Origin of the sequence: uncultured Pseudomonas sp. (genome assembly GCF_913774235.1) — a bacterium.
Lineage (GTDB): Bacteria > Pseudomonadota > Gammaproteobacteria > Pseudomonadales > Pseudomonadaceae > Chryseomonas.
In genome coordinates, this window is sequence record NZ_CAJYDW010000020.1 from 103802 (window position 1) to 119389 (window position 15588).

Below are 15588 nucleotides of genomic sequence, written 5' to 3' on the forward strand. Positions count from 1 at the left end.
GGCGGATAGCACCCGAGCCTTGGCCACGAGGCTCGGGCATGCGCTAGCATCTCCCGGATGCAGGGTGGCAATCGCCATCGTCCCCCGTGACCGAGGAGCGCGCCATGTCCCATCCGTTCGACAATTTGAGTCCCGACCTGGTCATCGACGCCATCGAAAGCCTGGGTTATCTCAGCGATGCCCGCGTCCTGGCCCTCAACAGCTACGAGAACCGCGTCTATCAGATCGGCATCGAGGGCGAGACCCCGCTGATCGCCAAGTTCTATCGCCCGGACCGCTGGACGGACGCGGCCATTCTCGAAGAACACGCCTTTTCCGCGGAGCTGGAAGAACGCGAGGTGCCCGTGGTGGCACCGCTGCAGCGCGAGGGCCGCACGCTGTTCGAGCATGCCGGTTTCCGCTTCGCCCTCTTCCCCCGCCGCGGCGGCCGGGCGCCGGAGCCAGGCGATCTCAACCAGTTGCATCGCCTGGGCCAGTTGCTCGGCCGGCTGCACGCGGTAGGCGCCAGCCGCCCCTTCCAGCACCGCGAGACGCTGGACGTCCAGAGCTATGGCCATGCCTCCCTGGATACCCTGCTGACCGGCAACTTCATTCCCAAGAGCCTGCTGCCCGCCTACGAGTCGGTGGCCCGTGATCTGCTGCTGCGTCTCGACGAACTCTTCGAGGGCGTCAGCTACGACGTCATCCGCCTGCACGGCGATTGCCATCCGGGCAACCTGCTCTGCCGCGACGACGCCTACCACATCGTCGATCTCGACGACTGCCGTCACGGCCCGGCCATGCAGGACCTCTGGATGCTGCTGGCCGGTGATCGCCAGGAGCGGCTGACGCAGCTCTCCGAACTGATGGACGGCTACGAGGAGTTCCACGACTTCCAACCGCGCGAGCTGGCGCTGATCGAAGGCCTGCGCAGTCTGCGGCTGATGCACTACAGCGCCTGGCTGGCGCGCCGCTGGGACGACCCGGCCTTTCCCAAGAGCTTTCCCTGGTTCGGCAGCGAACGCTATTGGGGCGACCAGATCCTCACCTTGCGCGAACAACGCGCGGCCCTGGACGAGGCGCCCTTGCGACTGTTCTAGCCTGGGCGCTCGAATACCCCCTCTCTCTCTGGGAGAGGGCCGGGGTGAGGGTAGGCCTCGTGAAGACTTCTCCGGTGGAAAAGACTGCGTCGTTTTCCAGGCTACAACACTGATCGCGGCCATGGGCCGCTCCTACAAAAGCATCACCCTCTGTAGGAGCGGCCCATGGCCGCGATCGACCGTCTCGACAGTCACACCACAAGCGCACCTCCTCACCCCAACATCCCACCGCCCCTTGCGCTATCCTGCCCGGACAAGAACGTTGCCTGCCTAAGGACCTTCCATGTCTGCCTTGCGCCAGGGTTATGCCCTGGGCCTCACCGCCTACGGGCTGTGGGGCTTGTTTCCGTTGTTCTTCAAGCTGCTGGCGGCGCTGCCGTCCATCGAGATCCTGTTCCAGCGCATCCTCTGGTCCGCCCTGTTCAGCGCCCTGCTGCTGATGGTCTGGCGGCACCGCGGCTGGTGGGCAGAGCTGCGCGCCCATCCGCGGCGGCTGGCCTGGCTGGCGTTGTCCGGCGCCCTGGTGGCCTGCAACTGGCTGGTCTACATCTGGGCGGTGAACAATGCTCACGTGGTGGAGGCCAGCCTGGGTTACTACATCAACCCGCTGGTCAACATCCTGCTCGCCCTGGTGATCCTGCGCGAGCGGCTGCGCCCCCTGCAATGGCTCGCCGTGGGCCTGGCGGTACTGGGCGTGGCGCAACAGCTGTGGACGCTGGGCCAGTTGCCCTGGGTCTCCCTGGCGCTGGCGCTGACCTTCGCCTTCTACGGCCTGGTGCGCAGGCAGACACCGGTAGCCGCCCTACCCGGCATGGTGGTGGAGAGCTGGATGCTGGTGCCGGTCGCGCTGATCGCCTTGCCGCTACTGACCCAGGGCGTGAGTCTGCAGGCGTCGACCTGGCAGTCGTCGCTGGGCCTGCTGGTGGTGCTCTGCGGACCCATCACCCTGATTCCGCTGCTGTGCTTCAACGCCGCGGCGCGCAAGCTGCCGTATTCCACCCTGGGCTTCCTGCAGTACATCGCCCCGACCCTGGTACTGATCCAAGCGGTCTGGCTCTATGGCGAGCCCTTCCCACGCGAGCGGCTGTTCGCCTTCCTCTGCATCTGGACCGGGCTGGCGGTGTTCAGCTTCGATCTCTGGCGTGCCAGCCGCAAGCTGAAGGCCAGATAGCAGAACGCCCCTGGCAAGGGGCGTTCGATACCGCGGTGAGCCGATCAGGCTTCGCCGGCGGTCTGCATGCGCGCCAGTTCCTGGGCGTACAGGGCGTCGAAGTTCACCGGCTGCAGCATCAGCGCCGGGAAGGAGCCGCGCACCACCATGTTGTCCAGCGCCTCACGGGCGTAGGGGAACAGGATGTTGGGGCAGAAGGCGCCCAGAGCGTGAGCCATGGAGGCGGCGTCCAGGCCCTTGATCAGGAAGATGCCACCCTGCTGCACTTCGGCGATGAAGGCGGTCTCTTCCTTGTTCTTGACGGTCACGGTCAGGGTCAGCACCACTTCGTGGAAGTCGTCGCCCAGGGTCTTCTGGCGGGTGGCCAGGTCCAGGTTGACGTTGGGCTGCCAGTCCTGGCGAAAGATCTCGGGGCTCTTGGGCGCCTCGAAGGACAGGTCGCGGATGTAGATGCGCTGGAGGGAGAACTGGGCGCCGTCTTCCTGGGCGCCGTTGGCTTGATCGGTCATGGTAGGGCCTTGAGTGATGACGTGAGTGTTGGTCAGGCGAACAGCAGCGGATCGAGGCGTCCGCTTCGGTCTAGGGCATAGAGATCGTCGCAACCGCCGACATGGGTGCTGCCGATCCAGATCTGCGGCACGCTGGTGCGGCCGGCCTTGCGGGCCATCTCGCTACGCAGGGCCGGTTGGCCGTCGACGGAGATTTCCCGGTAGGCCACGTTCTTGCGATCGAGCAGGTGCTTGGCACGATGGCAATAGGGGCACCAGGCACTGGTATAGATGACGACGTCGGTCATACGCGGTCTCCAGTGGCCGAGGCTGCGGCCACGCAAGGGTTCACTTCACCAGGGGCAGATTCTCTGCGCGCCAGGTGGCGATACCGCCGTTCAGACGCGCGGCGGTGAAGCCGGCCTTCTGCAGGTCGCCGCACACGGCACCGGCCTGCTGGCCGGCACTGTCCACCACGATCAGGGTCTTGGCCTTGTGCTTCTCCAGTAGAGACAGGCTGCTGGCGACTTTCTCCTGAGCGATGTTCAGCGCGCCGACGATATGCCCGGCGGCGAAGTCCTTGCTCGGACGGATGTCGAGCACCACGCCCTCTTCGCGATTGAGCAGGGTGGTGAGCTCGCTGGTGGACAGGCTACGACCGCCCCGGCGGGTCTCGTTGAACAGCATCAGGGCGACGATGGCGAGGAAGGCGGCGACGAGCAGCGGATGATGGGTGGCGAATTCGACCACCCGACCGAGAAATTCCATGATGAAGGAGCTATCCAAGAAGGGCTAAAAATGCCGGCCAGTATACACAGCCCCCCGGTGGCGCCATACCCTGGCCGCCAGAGGGTTATCGCCAGGTAACCAGCACACCGCGAACTGCCTGCTTGGCCGGTCGCAGCGCTCTGGCTAGGCTGGGATTCCCTTCATCACCAGGATCCCGCCATGACCTCCATCGCTCTGCTCGGCGCCACCGGCAATGTCGGCAGCCGCCTGCTCGCCGAAGCCCTTTCCCGCGGTCACCAGGTCACCGCCCTGGTCCGCGACCCTGCCCGCCTGGCTCCCCGGCCTGGCCTGACCGTCGCTGCCGGCGATGTCGCCAACCCGGAAACCGCCCGCGCCCTGGCCGGTTGCGAGGTGCTGATCAGCAGCCTGAGATTCGCCGACGTGCCCCCGGCCACCCTGGTCGCCTTCGCCCGCGCCTCCGGCATTCCGCGCCTGCTAGTGGTCGGCGGCGCGGCCAGCCTGAACCTGCCGGACGGCTCGCGGCTGTTCGACGCCCCCGCCTTCCCCGCCGAGTACCGCACCGAGGCCGGCGCCGGCATCGCCACCCTGGAGGCGCTGCGCGACGTCCAGGATCTGGATTGGGCCTTCGTCAGCCCGCAGATGGTCTTCGCCGCCGGTGAGCGCACCGGCCAGTTCCGCCTGGGCCGCGACGCCTTGCTGTTCGATGCCGCCGGCAACAGCCATATTTCCTACGAGGACTACGCCATGGCCCTGCTGGATGAGGTCGAACGGCCCGCTCATCACCGCACCCGCTTCACGATCGGCTACTAGAATAGAAATGCTCCCCCGTTCGCAGCCTGGCCGCCAGGTCGGGCCGTGAACGCTGAACGGCGCGCCTTGCCGTTTTTTTTGCCGGATGTGACGGGCATACTAGGGGCTTCGCCCTCGCAATGTACGACCTCGCATGCGCCGTGTTCTCGCCTTTCTCCTGTTAGCCAGCGTCCTCGCCCCTGCCCTGGCCGACGATCGCGCCGAAACCCAGCGGCAGATCGAGCAGACTCGCCGGGAAATCCAGGAAATGCAGAAGGTGCTCAAGCAGGTGCAGGCCGAGAAGTCCAGCGTGCAGAAGCAGCTGCAGGGCACCGAAACCCAGCTGGGCGAGCTGGAAAAGCAGGTGGACTCGCTGCAGAAGCAGCTGGAGAACGGCGAAAAAAAGCTGCAAGAGCTGGACGGGCGCAAGAAGAAGCTCGACCAGTCCCGCGCTGAACAACAGCAACTGATCGCCGTGCAGATCCGCGCCGCCTACCAGAGCGGGCGCCAGGAATACCTGAAGCTCTTGCTCAACCAGGAGCATCCCGAAAAGGTCAGTCGTACCCTCACCTACTACAACTACCTGAACCGCACCCGGCTGGATCAGCTCGCCACCTTCAACGACACCCTGCGCGAACTGCGCGAGGTGGAACAGGGTATCCAGCAGGAACAGGGCGAACTGGTCGCCCGCCGCGAGGACCTGGAGAAGCGCCAGGCGGAACTGGCCGAGGTGCGCAAGGAACGCCAGGCGGCGCTGGCCAAGATCAACGACGACTACCGCGACAAGAGTCGCGAGATCCAGGCCCGCGAGCAGGATCAGGCGGCGCTGAACAAGGTGCTCAAGACCATCGAGGAAACCCTTGCCCGCCAGGCCCGCGAGGCCGAGGAAGCTCGCCAGCGCCAGTTGGCCGAAGCCCGGGCGCTGGCCGCTCGGGACGCTGCGCGGCGCCAGGCGGAAAGCGACACGAAAGCCCCGCGCAGCTCGAACGCCCCGGAGATAGCGGTGTCTAGTGCAGCACCTGCGTTTGGCGGTGCCTTCGCCAATGCCCGGGGCAAGTTGCCCTGGCCGGTCGACGGTCGCCTGGTGGCGCGCTTCGGCAGCCCCCGCGGCGACGATCCCCGGGCGAAATGGGACGGCGTGCTGATCGCCGCCGGCGCGGGTACCCGGGTCAAGGCGGTGCACGACGGTCGGGTGGTGTTCGCCGACTGGCTAAGAGGCGCCGGCCAACTGGTTATCATCGATCATGGGAATGGCTATCTCAGCCTGTATGGACATAATCAGAGCCTGCTGAAGTCTGCGGGTGACGTGGTCAAGGCTGGAGATGCCATCGCGACCGTCGGTGCCAGCGGCGGTCAGGAAGCCTCCGCCTTGTATTTCGCCATTCGCCAACAGGGTCGCCCGACGGACCCGGTCATCTGGTGTCGTGCTCAGGGATAGCGCGACACACCCCGGTTTAGGAGCTGCACATGCCGCATCGCTTTCGTCCCACCGTCCTGGTCCTCGCCCTGTTGTTCGGTGGCGTCGGAGTCGTCCAGGCGCAATCGCCGCAGAGTACGCCGGCGGCCGTGACCCCGGTCGCCCCGGGCACCGCCAGCGATGCCCCGGCCAGCGCTCCGCTGCCCCTGGACGAGCTGCGCACCTTCGCCGAGGTGTTCGATCGCATCAAGGCCGCCTACGTGGAGCCGGTCTCGGACAAGGTCCTGCTGGAGAACGCCATCAAGGGCATGCTCAGCAACCTGGACCCGCACTCGGCCTACCTCGAACCCAAGGACTTCGCCGAACTGCAGGAAACCACCAGTGGTGAATTCGGCGGCCTGGGCCTGGAAGTCGGCCAGGAAAACGGCTTCATCAAGGTGGTCTCGCCCATCGACGACACCCCGGCGGCCAAGGCGCGCCTGCAGCCGGGCGACCTGATCGTCAAGATCGATGGCCAGCCCACCAAGGGCCTGGCCATCAACGAGGCCGTCGACAAGATGCGCGGCAAGCCCGGCAGCCCCATCGTGCTGACCATCGTCCGCGGGGGCGGCCAGCCGTTCGACGTCAAGCTGGCGCGGGCGGTGATCAAGGTCAACAGCGTCAAGAGCCAGTTGCTCGAGCCGGGCTACGGCCTGCTGCGCATCTCGCAGTTCCAGGTCAACACCGGCGAGGAAACGGTCAAGGCGCTGAACAAGCTGCGCCAGGAGAACAAGGGCAAGCTCAAGGGGCTGGTGCTCGACCTGAGAAACAACCCGGGTGGCGTCCTGCAGGCGGCGGTCGAGGTTGCCGACGCCTTCATGACCCATGGCCTGATCGTCTACACCAAGGGCCGCCTGCCCAATTCCGAACTGCGCTTCTCGGCGGATGCCGCCGACCCCAGCGAGAAGGTACCCCTGGTGGTGCTGATCAACGGCGGCAGCGCCTCGGCGGCGGAGATCGTCGCCGGCGCCCTGCAGGACTCCAAGCGTGGCATCCTCATGGGCACCGACAGTTTCGGCAAGGGCTCGGTGCAGACGGTGCTGCCGCTCAACAACGACCGCGCCCTCAAGCTCACCACGGCGCTTTACTACACGCCGAGCGGCCGCTCCATCCAGGCCCAGGGCATCACCCCGGACATCGCCGTGGCGCCGGCCAAGGTCACGCCCCAGAGCGGTGGCGACGAGTACTTCCGCGAAGCGGACCTCGCCGGCCACCTGGGCAATGGCAATGGCGGCGCCGATCGGCCCACCGGCAGCAAGGCCCCCAACCAGAGTCCGCGGCCGCAGGATGACGACTTCCAGCTGTCCCAGGCGTTGTCGCTGCTCAAGGGACTGAACGTCACCCATACGCCGTGAGGCTGCGCGCCTGGCTACTGGCCGTGGTCCTCGCGGCCAGTAGCTTCGCCCACGCCGACCCCGCCCGCCTGACCATCGTCATCGACGATCTCGGCCAGAATCTGGCGCGGGATCGCCAGGTGCTGGCCCTTCCGGCGCCGGTGGTGCTGGCGATCATTCCCGAGACCCAGCACGCCGCGGAGCTGGCCGCCGAGGCCCATCGCGCCGGTCGCACGGTGCTGCTGCACCTGCCCATGGACCCGGCCGGCGGACCCTATGCCTGGCATCCGGAAATGGCGTCGGCCGAGCGCCTGCAACGCCTGGATCGCGCCCTGGAGCGGGTACCCGAGGCGGATGGGGTGAACAATCACGAGGGCAGCCGCATGACCGCCGACCGGCCGGCCATGGCAGAGCTGATGCAGGTCCTGCAGGAGCGCCACCTGCTGTTTCTCGACAGTCGCACCAGCGCCGCTACGGTCGCCGCGGCGGAAGCCCAGAAGATCGGCCTGGCCAGCGCCTCGCGCGATGTCTTCCTGGATAACGAAGCGACGCCGGCGGCGGTTGCCGCGCAGCTGGCCGAAGGGGTGCGTCTGGCAAGACGCCAGGGCAGCGCCGTACTGATCGGCCATCCGCATCCGGCGACCCTGGCCGTGCTCGCCCAGCAGTTGCCTGGCCTCAAGGCCCAGGGCGTGGAAATCATCGACCTGCCGCAGATGATCGCCCTGCGTGCCAATCGCGCCATGGCCGGCCACGGGCGCGACGGGCTCTATCGCTAGCGATCAGAGGTAGTTCCTGGTGATGCGCTCGACCACGCCTTCCTGGCGCATGGCATCCAGCGCCTGCTGCAGGCGATTCACCACCTCGTCGGGGGTGTCCTTGTTCAACGCCAGGTACAGCGTCGCCTCCCGCAGGCGCAGCACGATCTTGAGATTGCTGACGCCGGCCTGCTTGGCCAGGTAGCGGCCGACCGGATCGGTGGTGGCCCAGAGGTCCAGCTGTCCCGACTGCAGCTTGGCCACATTCTCCTGGTCGCGCAGGGCATTGATCGGCATGAGGCCCTGGCCCTCAAGGAAGAGACTGACGGCATCGTTCTTGTAGGCGCCGACGCGGTACTTGCCCAGGTCCTTGACGTCGCTGACGGTGATGTTGCTGTTCTGCGGCGCCATCACCACCCAGGAACTGGTCGCCAGGGGACCCACCCACTTGAACAGACCCTCGCGTTCGGGCGTGCGGGTGGTGGAGAAGATGCCGTAGTTGGCGTTTTCCAGCGTGAGGTTGTAGATGCGATCCCAGGGAAAACGCAGTGACAGGTTGTAATCGATCTTGGCGCGCTTGAACATCTCACGCACCAGGTCAGTGCTGATGCCATTGATGGCCTCGTCCCGTGCGAAGTTCTTCCCGTCCACCGCCATGTTGAACGGCGGGAAGTTCTCGGTGAAGAGCACCACCCGATAGCCTTCCGGCAGTTCGGCGTGGACCTGGGTCGTGCCCAGGACGCAACCCAGCAGTACAGCGGCCAGACGCAACACGCTCGTTCGCATCGCTACTCCCTAATCGCCTCGAAGGTCGATTTTTCGCCGCGCGCCACCCCCAGGACCGCTACCTCCGTCCCGCTGCTGCCACTGCGATGGTTGCCTATCCCGCTCGATCCGGCGACCGAGCCCTCTGCGAGCCCCTTGTCAGGCCCCGCTCGGGCCAGGTAGCAAGCCAGGTGCCATCATTAGCATGGTCATGCTGCCTGGGCCGACTCCGAACGACTTGCTGCCGCCCTGGCGCGACCGATGGTCGCCGCTGGCTCAGAGGTAGTTGTTGGTAACGCTGTCGACCACGCCTTCCTGGCGCATGGCGTCGAGGGCCTGCTGCAGGCGGGTCACCACCTCGTCGGGGGTATCCTTGTTCAGCGCCAGGTAGAGGTCGGACTCCTGAAAGCTCAGCAGCGTCTGCAGATTGCTCACGCCCTGCTGCTTGGCCAGGTAGCGAGCAACCACGTCGGTGGTGGCCCAGACGTCGATCTCGCCCTTCTGCAGCTTGGCGATGTTCTCCTGATCACGCAGGGCGTCGATGGGGACGATGCCCTTCTCCTGGATCATCAGGCTCACCGCGGAGTTCTTGTAGGCGCCCACGCGCAGCTTGGCCGCAGCGGCCATGTCGGGCACCTTGACGGTGCTGCCCGGCAGCGCCATGAACACCTTGCGCGTCTTGCCCAGGGGGCCTACCCACTTGAACAGCGGTATCCGCGCCTCGGTACGGGAAACGGAGAAAAGGCCGTAGTTGGGGCTGTCCATCGTCAGGTTGTAGATACGATCCCAGGGAAAGCGCAGCGACAGGTTGTAATCGATCTTGGCGCGCTTGAACATCTCGCGCACCAGGTCGGTGCTGATCCCGTCGATGGCCTCGTCCCGCGCGAAATTCTTGTCATCCACCGCCATGTTGAACGGTGGGAAGTTCTCGGTCAGCAGAACGACGCGATACCCCGGCGGCAACTCCGCCCGCGCCGTACCCAGTGCCAGGGTGCAACTCAGCAGAGCACCCGCGATACTCAACCACGACTTGCGCATTTCCCTCTCCTTGAGCGACCGCTCGATCCCAGGCCGGCCCGGCCGGACGACCTTACAGGTAACGATTGAAGATGTTCTGCACTTCGCCCGTCTGGCGCATTTCGTCGAGCGCCTTCTGCAGTTTTTGCACCACTTCGTCGGGGGTCTGCTTGTTCAGGGCGAGGAACAGCTCGCCACTGTTGAAGCGCAGCAAGGTCTTGAGTCCGCTGACGTCTTCCTGGCGGGCCAGGTAGCGACCCGCGGGATCGCCCGTGGCCCAGACATCGATCTCCCCCTTGAGCAGGCGCTGCACGTTTTCCTGGTCGCGCAGCGCCAGTTCCGGCGTGAAGCCTTGCTGCACTAGGCTGTCGGCGATGGCGTCGCCCCTGTAGGCGCCAATCTTGAGTTGCTGCTTGCGGGCATCATCCAGGCTGCGGACCTGCAGACGGCTATCGGGACGGCCGAACAGCACCCAGTCGTCCGGCCCGATGGGGCCGACCCATTTGAACAGGGCCTCGCGCTCGGGCAGGCGGGCGGTGACGAAGACGCCATGGTCGACCTGGTTCAGTGCCGTGCCGTAGATGCGCTCCCAGGGAAATCTCAGGGTCAGGCTACAGGAGATGCCGGCGCGCTGGCACATCTCGCGGACCATGTCGACGGCGATGCCCTTGAGGTTGTCCTCGCGGGCGAAGTTCTTGCCATCCACCGCGAAGTTGTAGGGCGGGAAGTTCTCGGTCAATAACGTCAGTTGGTAGCCAGCGGGAAGCTCCGCCTTCGCTGCCGTCGTCAACAACAGCAGCCCTACCAAGCCGGCCCAGAATCCCTTGCGCACGCCCCCAACTCCCCGCCGGCACCGCCGGTATTCAAGATTTTGCGGAGCGTATCACAATCCCTTTTTCGGCCAGATACCGCTTGGCCTCGGGAATGGTGCATTCGCCGAAATGGAAGATGCTGGCGGCCAGCACCGCAGAAGCCTTGCCCTCGAGGATGCCGTCGGCCAGGTGCTGCAGATTGCCGACGCCACCGGAGGCGATCACCGGGATGCCCACGGCTTCGCTCACGGCGCGGGTCACGCCCAGGTCGAAACCGTTCTTCATGCCGTCCTGGTCCATGCTGGTGAGCAGGATCTCGCCGGCGCCCAGGCCTTCCATCTTCTGTGCCCAGGCCACGGCATCGAGGCCGGTGGGCTTGCGCCCGCCATGGGTGAAGATCTCCCAGCGCGGGGTTTCACCAGGGCCGCTGACGCGCTTGGCGTCGATGGCCACCACGATGCACTGGGAGCCGAAGCGCGCCGCGGCTTCGCCGACGAATTCGGGGGTGAAGACCGCCGCGGTGTTGATCGAGACCTTGTCGGCGCCGGCGTTGAGCAGGTTGCGGATGTCCTGCACGGTGCGCACGCCACCGCCCACGGTCAGCGGGATGAACACCTGGCTGGCCATGCGTTCCACGGTGTGCAGGGTGGTGTCACGGCCCTGGTGGCTGGCGGTGATGTCGAGGAAGGTGATCTCGTCGGCGCCCTGCTCGTTGTAGCGGCGGGCGATCTCCACCGGATCGCCGGCATCGCGGATGTTCTCGAACTTGACGCCCTTGACCACGCGGCCATTGTCCACGTCCAGGCAGGGGATGATGCGTTTCGCCAGCGCCATGACTGCGTCCTCAGACCTTGAAGTTGTCGCACAGCGCCTGGGCTTCGGCGACGTCGAGGGTACCCTCGTAGATCGCCCGGCCGGTGATGGCGCCGATGATGCCCGGGCTGCGGGCGTCGAGCAGGTTCTGGATGTCACCCAGGTTGTGGATGCCGCCGGAGGCGATCACCGGGATGCTGGTGGCTTCGGCCAGGGCGCGGGTGGCCGGGACGTTGCAGCCCTGCATCATGCCGTCGCGGGCGATGTCGGTGTAGACGATGGCGCTGACGCCATCGGCCTCGAAGCGGCGGGCCAGGTCGGTGACCTGCAGCTCGCTGACCTCGGCCCAGCCGTCGGTGGCGACGAAACCGTCCTTGGCATCCAGGCCGACGATGACCTTGCCGGGGAAGGCGCGGCAGGCCTCACCAACGAATTCCGGCTGCTTGACCGCCTTGGTGCCGATGATCACGTAGCTGACGCCGGCGCGGACATAGTGCTCGATGGTCTCCAGCGAGCGAATGCCGCCGCCGATCTGGATCGGCAGGCCGGGATAGCGCTTGGCGATGGCGGTGACCACCTCGCCGTTGACCGGCTGGCCTTCGAAGGCGCCGTTGAGATCGACCAGGTGCAACCGGCGGCAGCCGCCGTCGACCCACTGGGCGGCCATGGCCACGGGATCGTCGGAGAATACGGTGGAGTCTTCCATGCGCCCCTGGCGCAGGCGGACACAGGCGCCGTCCTTGAGGTCGATGGCGGGGATGATCAGCATGGCAATACCTTGGGCTCTCGGGGTGAGGGCGATCTAGGGCTTTTCCAGCGCCCAGATGTCGCTTTCCAGGCTGTCGACGCGTTCCCTGAGCAGGGCCTGCACGTCGGCAACCGCCTTGTTGTAGTACAGCGGCCCGCACTCGCGGGCGAAGAAATCCAGCAGTTCCTCGACTTCGAAACGCCCCAGGCGGACCTCGAAGCTATCGTCCAGCAGGCTTTGCAAGGCCGTGACCAGCCGCTGGGTCTGCTCGGGCTCGAGCGTCACCAGCGGCGCGGGCGGCTTGCGCGCCATTACCAGCGGCCGTCCCAGGCGAGGAAGTTGGCATAGAGCTGCAGACCGCAGTCGGCGCTCTTCTCGGGGTGGAACTGGGTGGCGAAACGCGAGCCGTCGGCCAGGGCGGCGGCGAAGTCCAGGCCGTAGCGACCGCGACCGACCACCTGGCGCGGATTGCCGGCCTCGACATAGAAACTGTGGACGAAATAGAAGCGGGCGCGATCGGGGATGGCGTGCCAGAGCGGATGGTCGAGCACATGGCTGACCTCGTTCCAGCCCATGTGTGGCACCTTGAGGGCCTCGCCCTCTTCCTGCATGCCGCCCGGGAAGCGCCGCACGGCGCCGGGGAACAGGCCGATGCAATCCACGCCGCCGTTCTCTTCGCTGCGCTGCATCAGCGCCTGCATGCCGACGCAGACGCCGAGGAAGGGTCGATCCTGGCTGACTTCGCGCACCAGCTCATCGATGCCCTGGCGGCGGATCTCGGCCATGCAGTCGCGGATGGCACCGACGCCGGGCAGCACGATGCGGTCCGCCTCGCGGATCACCGCGGGATCGCCGGTCACCAGCACCTGATGGCTACCGGCGTGCTCCAGGGCCTTGGCCACGGAGTGCAGGTTGCCCATGCCGTAGTCGATGACGGCTACCGTCTGCATCACAGGCACCCCTTGGTGGAGGGCATGACACCGGCCATGCGCGGGTCCTCGGCGAGGGCCATGCGCAGGGCGCGGCCGAAGGCCTTGAACACCGTCTCGATCTGGTGGTGGCTGTTGACGCCACGCAGGTTGTCGACGTGCAGGGTCACCTGGGCGTGATTGGTGAAGCCCTGGAAGAATTCGAGGAAGAGGTCGACGTCCATGCGGCCCACGGTGGCGCGGGTGAAGGGCACGTTCCAGTGCAGCCCGGGCCGGCCGGAAAAGTCGATGACCACGCGCGACAGGGCTTCGTCCAGGGGCACATAGGCATGGCCGTAGCGCTGGATGCCCTTCTTGTCGCCAACGGCCTTGGCGAAGGCCTGGCCGAGGGTGATGCCGATGTCTTCCACCGTATGGTGGTCGTCGATGTGCAGGTCGCCGCGGCAGTGGATGTCGAGGTCGATCAGGCCGTGGCGGGCGATCTGGTCGAGCATGTGCTCGAGGAAGGGCACCCCGGTGTCGAAGCGCGCTGCGCCAGTGCCATCCAGGTCCAGGGATACCTTGACCTGGGTTTCCAGGGTGTTGCGCTCGACGGTTGCCTTGCGTTCGGCCATAGCCTGCTCCGCGAAAATCGGTGGGCGAAAGGGCCGATATTATAGGCGCGCGGGGGCTGGATCGAAAGCGCGGCGGGACGGGCGTCCCACCGCGAGGGGCGCCCTCTTCGGGCGCCCGCTGCCGCTGAGCTGAACGAGTAGTTAGCTGAACAGCGCGGCAGTTTTCTGCAGGGTGATCCAGATACCCCAGGCCAGCGGGATGCCTACGGCCAGCCAGGCGGCGATGGCCAGCGGCTTGGTCTTGGGATCGGCGCTCCATTCCAGTACCTGGACACTGCCGGCGCTGCTGTCATGGCTCTTGGCGCGCTCGACGGCGAGTTCGGCTTCGGTCATGAAGTGCTTGTCGGCGACCGGACGCACCAGCAGGTTGCAGATGAAGCCCAGCACCAGCAGGCCGGCCAGGATGTACAGGGTGATGTCGTACACCTGGGCGCGGGGGATGCCCATGCTCAGCTGGTATTCGCGCAGGTAGTTGACCAGCACCGGACCGAAGACGCCGGCGGCGGCCCAGGCGGTGAGCAGGCGACCGTGGATGGCGCCGACCATCTGGGTACCGAACAGGTCGGCGAGGTAGGCCGGCACGGTGGCGAAACCGCCGCCGTACATGGACAGGATCAGGCAGAAGGCGAAGACGAACAGCGCCACGCTGCCCAGGTGACCGGTCCAGGGCACGATGGCATAGAGCACGAAGCCCAGGGTGAAGAAGACGAAGTAGGTCATCTTGCGGCCGATGTAATCGGAGAAGGATGCCCAGAAGAAGCGCCCGCCGATGTTGAACAGGCTCAGCAGACCGGTGAAGCCGGCGGCGATGGCGGCGATCTGCTTGAGCTGGTCGGCGCTGAGTTCACCGTAGGTCAGCCCATTGCCCAGCAGACGACCACCGAAGACTTCCTGCAGCAGCGGCGACGCCATGCCGAGGATACCGATACCAGCGGTGACGTTCAGGCACAGCACGGCCCAGACCAGCCAGAACTGCGGGATGCCCCAGATCTTGCTCACGTGCACGTGGCGATTGGTGATCATGTTGCTGCCGGCCTTCTTGGTGGAAGGCGTCCAGCCGGCGGGCTTCCAGCCAGTCGGCGGTACGCGGTAGCCCAGGGCGCCGCTCATCATGAAGACGAAGTAGATCACCGCCATGACCAGGAAGGTCTGCCAGACACCGATTTCGGTGGCCGAAGCGAAGTGACGCATCAGGGCATCGGCCAGGGGAGCACCCACCATGGCGCCGCCACCGAAGCCCATGATCGCCATGCCAGTGGCCATGCCGCGCTTGTCCGGGAACCACTTGATCAGGGTCGACACCGGCGAGATGTAGCCCAGGCCCAGACCGATACCGCCGATCACCCCCGAACCCAGCCACAGCATCCAGATCTGATGGGTGTAGATGCCCAGAGCGGAGATCAGCAAACCACCGCACCAGCACAGCGCCGAGACGACACCGGCCTTGCGCGGACCGGCATGCTCCAGCCAGCCACCGAACAGGGCGGCCGAGCAGCCGAGGAAGATGAAGAACAGGGTGTAGATCCAGCCGAGCTGGGAGATCTTCCAGTCGCAGGTAGCGCTGAAGATCTGCTCGAAGAAGCCCATTTCCACCGGGCAGGCCACGGCGGCGGTGATGCCGATGGCCTTGGACAACGGCAGCCAGAACACCGAGAAGCCATAGGCCATGCCGATGCACAGGTGGATGGCCAGCGCCGCCGGCGGTACCAGCCAGCGGTTGAAGCCAGGCTTGGCAACGATGCGTTCCTTGGACAGGAAGGCCGGTTGCGGCGAGGCGCCGGCACCAGCGGTGAGAGTACTGCTCATGGGTATAGCCCTTTTCGAGTGTAAAGCGGCAAGCCGGTGGACATTCCTTGCACGTCTCCACGGGGAAGAGTCAAAGAAAAGGCGTCAACCAACTGTAGGTGCGCGACATTAAAGCGCACCCCTGGCCAACTGCCAGCCTTTCTCATTTGGCAAGGTACGGGCGGCATCAGTTGTCCGACGAAACGGGGGATCACCACTGCTGTCACAGGCCCGACACCTCGATGTCATCAGGGCCAGCCCAAGCCCTTATACTGGCCAGTCG

The 15588-nt window shown here is 65.9% G+C and carries 18 protein-coding genes; 6 read left to right on the top strand and 12 right to left on the bottom strand.

Annotated elements, in window-relative coordinates:
* Positions 1-104 precede the first annotated feature (104 nt).
* Positions 105-1079 (top strand): serine/threonine protein kinase, encoded by a 975-nt coding sequence (locus QZ471_RS23625; RefSeq protein ID WP_295468488.1) that lies wholly within the window; start codon positions 105-107, stop codon positions 1077-1079.
* A gap of 283 nt (positions 1080-1362) precedes the next feature.
* Entirely contained in the window at positions 1363-2250 is an 888-nt protein-coding gene (rarD, locus tag QZ471_RS23630) for an EamA family transporter RarD (RefSeq protein ID WP_295468490.1), read from the top strand.
* Between the two features lie 44 nt (positions 2251-2294).
* Here rarD and secB read toward each other — a convergent pair whose 3' ends face one another.
* Genes secB through QZ471_RS23645 form a run of 3 tightly spaced genes read right to left on the bottom strand, consistent with a single transcriptional unit; the run spans position 2295 to position 3506 of the window.
* Positions 2295-2759, bottom strand: coding sequence for a protein-export chaperone SecB (gene secB, locus QZ471_RS23635; protein ID WP_059228201.1), 465 nt, complete (start codon positions 2757-2759; stop codon positions 2295-2297).
* Positions 2760-2791: 32 nt separating this feature from the next.
* Positions 2792-3046, bottom strand: coding sequence for a glutaredoxin 3 (grxC, locus tag QZ471_RS23640; protein ID WP_295468493.1), 255 nt, complete (start codon positions 3044-3046; stop codon positions 2792-2794).
* 40 nt (positions 3047-3086) lie between these two features.
* Positions 3087-3506 (bottom strand): rhodanese-like domain-containing protein, encoded by a 420-nt coding sequence (locus tag QZ471_RS23645; RefSeq protein ID WP_295468495.1) that lies wholly within the window; start codon positions 3504-3506, stop codon positions 3087-3089.
* Between the two features lie 180 nt (positions 3507-3686).
* Between QZ471_RS23645 and QZ471_RS23650 the strand changes: the two genes are divergently transcribed.
* The 4 genes from QZ471_RS23650 (at position 3687) to QZ471_RS23665 (ending at position 7843) form a co-directional block, all read left to right on the top strand.
* Positions 3687-4298 (top strand): NAD(P)-dependent oxidoreductase, encoded by a 612-nt coding sequence (locus QZ471_RS23650; protein WP_295468497.1) that lies wholly within the window; start codon positions 3687-3689, stop codon positions 4296-4298.
* Positions 4299-4431: 133 nt separating this feature from the next.
* On the top strand, positions 4432-5715 hold the full coding sequence (locus QZ471_RS23655; RefSeq protein ID WP_295468498.1) for a peptidoglycan DD-metalloendopeptidase family protein: 1284 nt from the start codon (positions 4432-4434) through the stop codon (positions 5713-5715).
* Positions 5716-5744: 29 nt separating this feature from the next.
* The gene (locus QZ471_RS23660) at positions 5745-7088 is read left to right on the top strand and encodes a S41 family peptidase (protein ID WP_295468500.1); all 1344 of its coding nucleotides are present in this window, start codon (positions 5745-5747) and stop codon (positions 7086-7088) included.
* Positions 7085-7843, top strand: coding sequence for a divergent polysaccharide deacetylase family protein (locus tag QZ471_RS23665; RefSeq protein WP_295468502.1), 759 nt, complete (start codon positions 7085-7087; stop codon positions 7841-7843). Before QZ471_RS23660 ends, QZ471_RS23665 begins: the two co-directional genes overlap by 4 nt.
* A 3-nt stretch (positions 7844-7846) precedes the next feature.
* Here QZ471_RS23665 and QZ471_RS23670 read toward each other — a convergent pair whose 3' ends face one another.
* The 9 genes from QZ471_RS23670 to QZ471_RS23710 form a co-directional block, all read right to left on the bottom strand.
* Positions 7847-8608 (bottom strand): ABC transporter substrate-binding protein, encoded by a 762-nt coding sequence (locus QZ471_RS23670; RefSeq protein ID WP_295468504.1) that lies wholly within the window; start codon positions 8606-8608, stop codon positions 7847-7849.
* A 255-nt stretch (positions 8609-8863) separates the two neighbouring features.
* Positions 8864-9625, bottom strand: coding sequence for a transporter substrate-binding domain-containing protein (locus QZ471_RS23675; RefSeq protein ID WP_295468507.1), 762 nt, complete (start codon positions 9623-9625; stop codon positions 8864-8866).
* A 52-nt stretch (positions 9626-9677) separates the two neighbouring features.
* Positions 9678-10436 carry an ABC transporter substrate-binding protein gene (locus QZ471_RS23680; RefSeq protein ID WP_295468509.1) on the bottom strand — a complete coding sequence of 253 codons (759 nt, stop codon included), beginning with the start codon at positions 10434-10436 and terminating at the stop codon, positions 9678-9680.
* A gap of 31 nt (positions 10437-10467) precedes the next feature.
* Positions 10468-11250, bottom strand: a complete 783-nt coding sequence (hisF, locus tag QZ471_RS23685) for an imidazole glycerol phosphate synthase subunit HisF (RefSeq protein ID WP_059228218.1) — start codon at positions 11248-11250, stop codon at positions 10468-10470.
* Positions 11251-11260: 10 nt separating this feature from the next.
* Positions 11261-11998 carry a 1-(5-phosphoribosyl)-5-[(5-phosphoribosylamino)methylideneamino]imidazole-4-carboxamide isomerase gene (gene hisA, locus QZ471_RS23690; protein WP_058768511.1) on the bottom strand — a complete coding sequence of 246 codons (738 nt, stop codon included), beginning with the start codon at positions 11996-11998 and terminating at the stop codon, positions 11261-11263.
* A gap of 33 nt (positions 11999-12031) precedes the next feature.
* Positions 12032-12289 (bottom strand): DUF2164 domain-containing protein, encoded by a 258-nt coding sequence (locus QZ471_RS23695; protein WP_295468512.1) that lies wholly within the window; start codon positions 12287-12289, stop codon positions 12032-12034.
* Positions 12289-12927, bottom strand: coding sequence for an imidazole glycerol phosphate synthase subunit HisH (gene hisH, locus QZ471_RS23700; protein WP_295468514.1), 639 nt, complete (start codon positions 12925-12927; stop codon positions 12289-12291). The genes QZ471_RS23695 and hisH overlap by 1 nt, the downstream gene beginning before the upstream one ends.
* The gene (gene hisB, locus QZ471_RS23705; RefSeq protein ID WP_007159790.1) at positions 12927-13520 is read right to left on the bottom strand and encodes an imidazoleglycerol-phosphate dehydratase HisB; all 594 of its coding nucleotides are present in this window, start codon (positions 13518-13520) and stop codon (positions 12927-12929) included. The genes hisH and hisB overlap by 1 nt, the downstream gene beginning before the upstream one ends.
* A 141-nt stretch (positions 13521-13661) precedes the next feature.
* Entirely contained in the window at positions 13662-15326 is a 1665-nt protein-coding gene (locus QZ471_RS23710; RefSeq protein WP_295468518.1) for an OFA family MFS transporter, read from the bottom strand.
* Positions 15327-15588: the final 262 nt, after the last annotated feature.

Coding starts and splice junctions, on each gene's coding strand:
- QZ471_RS23710 (WP_295468518.1), bottom strand. CDS start 15,326: ATGAGCAGTACTCTCACCGCTGGTGCCGGCGCCTCGCCGCAACCGGCC.
- QZ471_RS23675 (WP_295468507.1), bottom strand. CDS start 9,625: ATGCGCAAGTCGTGGTTGAGTATCGCGGGTGCTCTGCTGAGTTGCACC.
- QZ471_RS23650 (WP_295468497.1), top strand. CDS start 3,687: ATGACCTCCATCGCTCTGCTCGGCGCCACCGGCAATGTCGGCAGCCGC.
- QZ471_RS23625 (WP_295468488.1), top strand. CDS start 105: ATGTCCCATCCGTTCGACAATTTGAGTCCCGACCTGGTCATCGACGCC.
- hisF (WP_059228218.1), bottom strand. CDS start 11,250: ATGGCGCTGGCGAAACGCATCATCCCCTGCCTGGACGTGGACAATGGC.
- QZ471_RS23695 (WP_295468512.1), bottom strand. CDS start 12,289: ATGGCGCGCAAGCCGCCCGCGCCGCTGGTGACGCTCGAGCCCGAGCAG.
- QZ471_RS23645 (WP_295468495.1), bottom strand. CDS start 3,506: ATGGAATTTCTCGGTCGGGTGGTCGAATTCGCCACCCATCATCCGCTG.
- hisB (WP_007159790.1), bottom strand. CDS start 13,520: ATGGCCGAACGCAAGGCAACCGTCGAGCGCAACACCCTGGAAACCCAG.
- hisA (WP_058768511.1), bottom strand. CDS start 11,998: ATGCTGATCATCCCCGCCATCGACCTCAAGGACGGCGCCTGTGTCCGC.
- QZ471_RS23670 (WP_295468504.1), bottom strand. CDS start 8,608: ATGCGAACGAGCGTGTTGCGTCTGGCCGCTGTACTGCTGGGTTGCGTC.
- QZ471_RS23655 (WP_295468498.1), top strand. CDS start 4,432: ATGCGCCGTGTTCTCGCCTTTCTCCTGTTAGCCAGCGTCCTCGCCCCT.
- grxC (WP_295468493.1), bottom strand. CDS start 3,046: ATGACCGACGTCGTCATCTATACCAGTGCCTGGTGCCCCTATTGCCAT.
- hisH (WP_295468514.1), bottom strand. CDS start 12,927: ATGCAGACGGTAGCCGTCATCGACTACGGCATGGGCAACCTGCACTCC.
- rarD (WP_295468490.1), top strand. CDS start 1,363: ATGTCTGCCTTGCGCCAGGGTTATGCCCTGGGCCTCACCGCCTACGGG.
- QZ471_RS23660 (WP_295468500.1), top strand. CDS start 5,745: ATGCCGCATCGCTTTCGTCCCACCGTCCTGGTCCTCGCCCTGTTGTTC.
- secB (WP_059228201.1), bottom strand. CDS start 2,759: ATGACCGATCAAGCCAACGGCGCCCAGGAAGACGGCGCCCAGTTCTCC.